The 4,754-nt window shown below is 68.4% G+C and carries 5 protein-coding genes and 1 pseudogene; 4 read left to right on the top strand and 2 right to left on the bottom strand.

Going from position 1 to position 4,754, the window contains the following annotated elements; all coding sequences use genetic code 11:
- The 3 genes and pseudogenes from AC2VOK_RS19390 to AC2VOK_RS19400 form a co-directional block, all read left to right on the top strand.
- On the top strand, positions 1-302 hold a 302-nt coding region (locus AC2VOK_RS19390; protein ID WP_428901917.1), incomplete at its 5' end, for a hypothetical protein.
- 85 nt (positions 303-387) lie between these two features.
- Entirely contained in the window at positions 388-780 is a 393-nt protein-coding gene (acpS, locus tag AC2VOK_RS19395) for a holo-ACP synthase AcpS (protein WP_421529950.1), read from the top strand.
- A 147-nt stretch (positions 781-927) separates the two neighbouring features.
- A pseudogene (locus AC2VOK_RS19400) lies at positions 928-2,324 on the top strand (M20/M25/M40 family metallo-hydrolase).
- On the opposite strand, the gene bcp reads toward AC2VOK_RS19400, so the two are convergent.
- Positions 2,275-2,748, bottom strand: a complete 474-nt coding sequence (gene bcp, locus AC2VOK_RS19405) for a thioredoxin-dependent thiol peroxidase (RefSeq protein WP_428901918.1) — start codon at positions 2,746-2,748, stop codon at positions 2,275-2,277. The pseudogene AC2VOK_RS19400 and the gene bcp sit on opposite strands and share 50 nt — an antisense overlap.
- A gap of 107 nt (positions 2,749-2,855) precedes the next feature.
- Here bcp and AC2VOK_RS19410 point away from each other — a divergent pair, with 107 nt between their 5' ends.
- A complete protein-coding gene (locus AC2VOK_RS19410; protein WP_421529952.1) occupies positions 2,856-3,083 on the top strand; it encodes a DUF3618 domain-containing protein in 228 nt (75 codons plus the stop codon).
- A 39-nt stretch (positions 3,084-3,122) separates the two neighbouring features.
- Here the strand turns inward: AC2VOK_RS19410 and AC2VOK_RS19415 are convergent, their stop codons facing one another.
- Entirely contained in the window at positions 3,123-4,121 is a 999-nt protein-coding gene (locus AC2VOK_RS19415; protein ID WP_428901919.1) for a sulfite exporter TauE/SafE family protein, read from the bottom strand.
- Positions 4,122-4,754 lie beyond the last annotated feature (633 nt).

The raw sequence follows: 4,754 nt of genomic DNA on the forward strand, positions 1-4,754 counted from the left end.
TGCTGACCAGCCTGGGCTTCGGGCACGTCTCCGGGCTGGTGGCGCTGGTGCACCCGCAGGCGTTCATCGCGTCGCTGGATCCCGGGCAGCGCGCCGATTACCGGCGTCGCGCGGACGCGCGCCTGCTGGCCGGTCAGCGCCGGCTGGTCTCGGCGATCGCCGGCGGCGAGCCGATGTATCAGCGGCCGCCGGACCGCCGCTTCGACCACGATGCGCCGGAGAAACGCCAGGAGGCGGCGATGCTGCTGAATCCCGCCGCCCGGCTCGGTGAGGACGGGCTGTACCAGGTGTCCGCGGGATGACCGGGCAGCATGGCCCGGCTTCTCCTTGGTCCGCTGCGCGGACCGCATCGTCGCCGGGCGGGCCCATCCGTTAGCCTGGCGACCCATGGGCATCGTCGGAGTGGGGATCGACCTGGTTTCCATTCCTGATTTCGCGGAGCAGGTCGACCAGCCCGGAACGATCTTCTCGGAGACCTTCACCCCCGGTGAGCGCCGGGACGCCTCGGACAAGAGTTCGTCGGCGGCGCGGCACCTGGCGGCCCGCTGGGCCGCGAAGGAGGCGGTGATCAAGGCCTGGTCAGGGTCGCGGTTTGCGCAGCGGCCGGTGTTGCCCGAGGCCATCCACCGCGATATCGAGGTGGTCACCGACATGTGGGGGCGGCCGCGGGTCCGGTTGAGCGGCGACATCGCCAAGCACTTGGCCGACGTGACGATCCACGTGTCGCTGACCCACGAGGGCGACACCGCGGCCGCGGTCGCGATCCTGGAGGTGCCGTAGCCCCGGCGAGCAGACGCAAAAGCGCCGCGACACGCCGGGAACGAGGGGCGTTTGCGTCTGCTCGCGGACAAGCTCCCGGGCAAGCTCCCGGACAAGGTCGCGGAATAACTCGCGGAAAACGGCGAGACGTGGAAGAAAGGGGAGACCATGGGTGATCTGGTTCAGCGCGTGCACGACGTGTTGCCGTCGGTGCGGCGCTACCTGGAGGACCTGGTGCGCATCGAATCGGTGTGGGCCGACCCCGACCGCCGGCCCGAGGTGCACCGCAGCGCCCAAGCAGTCGCAGATCTGTTGTCGCAGGCCGGTTTCGGCGACGTGCGCATCGTCAGCGAGGGCGGCGCGCCGGCGGTGATCGCCCGGCATCCGGCGCCGGCGGGCGCCCCCACCGTGCTGCTCTACGCCCACCACGACGTGCAGCCCGAGGGCGATCGCAGCCAGTGGATCTCGCCGCCGTTCGAGCCGACCGAGCGCGACGGCCGGCTCTACGGGCGCGGCAGCGCCGACGACAAGGCCGGGATTGCAACACATCTGGCGGCGTTCAGGGCCCACGGCGGGCAGCCGCCGGTGGGGGTGACGGTCTTCGTCGAGGGCGAAGAGGAATCCGGGTCGCCGTCACTGGGCGCGATGCTGGCCGCCCACCGCGAGACGCTGGCCGCCGACGTGATCGTCATCGCCGATTCGGACAACTGGAGCACCGACGTCCCGTCGCTGACGGTGTCGCTGCGCGGCCTGGCCGACTGCGTGGTCGAGGTGGCCACGCTCGACCACGGTCTGCACTCGGGGCTGTGGGGCGGAGTGATACCCGACGCGCTCAGCGTGCTGGTGCGGCTGTTGGCCAGCCTGCACGACGACGACGGCAACGTGGCCGTGGCCGGATTGCACGAGACCGACCCCAAAACTGGCGGAGCAGGCCGGAACTATCCCGAATATCCGGCCGGGCGCGTCCGCGCCGACTCCGGCCTGCTCGACGGCGTGTCCGAGATCGGCACGGGCTCGGTGCCGCAGCGGATGTGGGCCAAACCGGCGATCACGGTGATCGGCATAGACACCACGCCGGTGGCCGCCGCCTCCAACACGCTGATCCCGCGGGCCCGGGCCAAGATCAGCATGCGTGTCGCCCCCGGCGGCGATGCCGCGGCACACCTCGACGCGTTGACCGCGCACCTGAAACGGCACGCGCCGTGGGGTGCGCACGTCCGCGTCACGCCCGGCGATGTGGGTCAGCCCTACGCGATCGACGCCACCGGCCCGGTCTATGACGCCGCGCGGTCGGCGTTCCGGCGGGCCTGGGGCGCCGAACCGATCGACATGGGCATGGGCGGCTCGATTCCCTTCATCGCCGAGTTCGCCGCGGCGTTCCCGAAGGCCAAGATTCTGGTGACCGGTGTCGAGGATCCCGGCACCCAGGCCCACAGCATCAACGAGAGCCTGCATCTGGGTGTTCTGGAACGCGCGGCGATCGCCGAGGCGCTGCTGCTGGCGAACCTGGCCTGATCAGACCGACAGGTCGCGGCGCAGCTTGGCGACGTGTCCGGTGGCCTTGACGTTGTACTGGGCGACGGCGATCTTCCCCTTTTCGTCGACGACGAAGGTGGACCGGATCACGCCCTGGACGGTCTTGCCATACATCTGCTTCTCGCCGTAGGCGCCCCAAGCCGTCAGCACCGTGCGGTCGGGATCGGACAGCAGCGGGAAAGTCAGTTTCTCGGCGTCCCGGAACTTCGCCAGCTTCTCCGGCTTGTCGGGGGAGATCCCGACGACGTCGAGGCCGGCCTCGTTGAGCTCGCGCAGGCTGTCACGGAAATCGCAGGCTTGTTTGGTGCATCCCGGTGTGGAGGCGGCCGGATAGAAGTACACGACGACGCGGCGTCCCTGGTAGTCGGCCAGCGACACCGTGTTGCCGTCGGCGTCGGGCAGTCTGAAGGCGGGCGCTTTGTCACCCGGCGCCAGTCGCGTGGTCTCGGTCAAGGTTCGTCCCCTTCTCTTCACCGCCGCGTCGGCATCGGCGCCAGCTGTTCTAGGGTAGTGCCGGCGGGTGCATCACCCGGAGAGTGGGCGACTTGGAGGACAAAGACGTGGCCGATCGCGATCCCGAGATCATCAAGCAGGAGATCGACCGCGCCCGCGACCAGCTCGCGGTCACCGTCGATACGCTCGCCGTGCGCGCCAACCCCCGTCGCCTCGCCGACGAGATCAAGGGCCGAGCGGTCGAATTCGTCAAGAAGCCGGTGGTGATGGCGTCTTTGGCCGGTGTGGGGGTTCTGGTCATCGTGGTGGCGGTGGGCCGGATCCGCAATCGGTGACCTGGCGTCGGATCCTGGCGTCGGACCCTGGCGTCGCAACTAGGCCTCGTTGCCTTCGGGTTGGCCGGCGCACGATGCATCGCGAAGTTGCCGCCGCGAATCCGCGAGTTCGCTGACTTCTTCCTGAGCCTGATGGTCCGTGCCGTTCGGCGGGACTCTGGGACGATCGGATGCTGGCCCGCGGGTTCGATCGCGCCGCTCCATGCGGGCGTGTACGAGCATGATTGCGGCTGCCAGCCCTACCAGCGCGGCCACAGTGAAGCCTGACGCAGGGTTGATCTCCTTGCCGACGGTGACCGCCGCGATGGTCAGGGCGAGGAAGCCAAAGGCCCTTCGCAGCAAGCTGGGGTCGACTCTCGCGTGCAGGTGGGCACCAATCTGTCCACCGATCACCGTGACCACGGTGAACGCGGTGGCCAGCTTGGCGTCGATGTGGACGTGTGCCAGATAACCGCCGAGGCCGGCGAACGAGTTCAGGGTGACGACGAGCAACGAAGTACCGACGGCGTAGGTGATGGAAACCCCGCCGACCAGAGTGAGGAAAGGTACGACGAATACGCCGCCGCCCGCCCCGACCAGGCCGGACACCAATCCGATGGCCAGCCCGCCGAGGATGAGTATGACCATCGGTAGCGGCCGGTGGCCCTCGCCGTCGACGATTCTCTTGCGCGGGCGCAGCATCGCGGCACCGGTGACGATCACCATCCCGGCGAATCCGATCAACAGGATCTCGCCGCTGAAAAAGTGGGCCAGCAAGCCGCCGATGTAGGCGCCGACGAATCCGGCTCCACCGAGCAGCGCCCCGGTTCGCCATTGGATGCGGCCGGCCCGCAGGAACGGGATGATGGTGACGGCGCTCGTCACCGCCACGACAAGGTGCGCCGTGGCGATGGCTTGCTTGGGGTCCATCCCGGCGACATAGGCCAGCAGCGGGACTGACATGACGGTTCCGCCGCTGCCGAGTATGCCGACCACGACGCCGACGACAAGGGCGAGGACCAGGGTCAGCTCGAACATGCTCAGCTCTCTCACTTTCACGTGTCAATTCGAAGGGCTCAGGGCTGGGGCTCGCGGCACGATGCCGGCCCGGTTCATCAGGTTGTGGTGGCAGCAAGGCCTTCGTTGTTTCGCGCACCCGCACCCTGCGCCGCGGCTCCGGGTCGCAACGATGCGCCAACTGACCGCCAAAGCCCACATCGGAGAGCAGAACTCATCGGGATCGGCGGGCGTTTTGTGGCCGGCGGACGCCCACGACGGTTGCTGATATGCCGCCGCGAAGGGAAGTGCGGTCGACCGTCGGAAGCCAAGACCCGCGACATTTCCCTCCGGCATTTGAGGGCCATTCGAGTTCCTCCGCGTCACGTCCGGCTCCACCAATGGGGAACCGGACACCGGTCTGTTCCCAGGAACCATTGGCCGTCTGTACAAGACGCGCAGTTATGGCGGGTCCCACCGCCACCGTGTGTCCGGCGTGTGGAGGGCGAGCATTCCGACGCCGCGACACTACGAGGATGGACTCAATCAACCTCACTCGCGGTGATCCGGCAACTCGAAACGCCGAAGCACAGGTGATTGCCAGCCGACTTTGACACTGCGAACAGCCGGTTCGGGATCCGTCATGGATCCCACGCCGATTCGACGCGCGCTCTCGCATCCTGCGTCCGGCGGGCC

Source organism: Mycobacterium sp. TH-M116 (assembly GCF_057473685.1).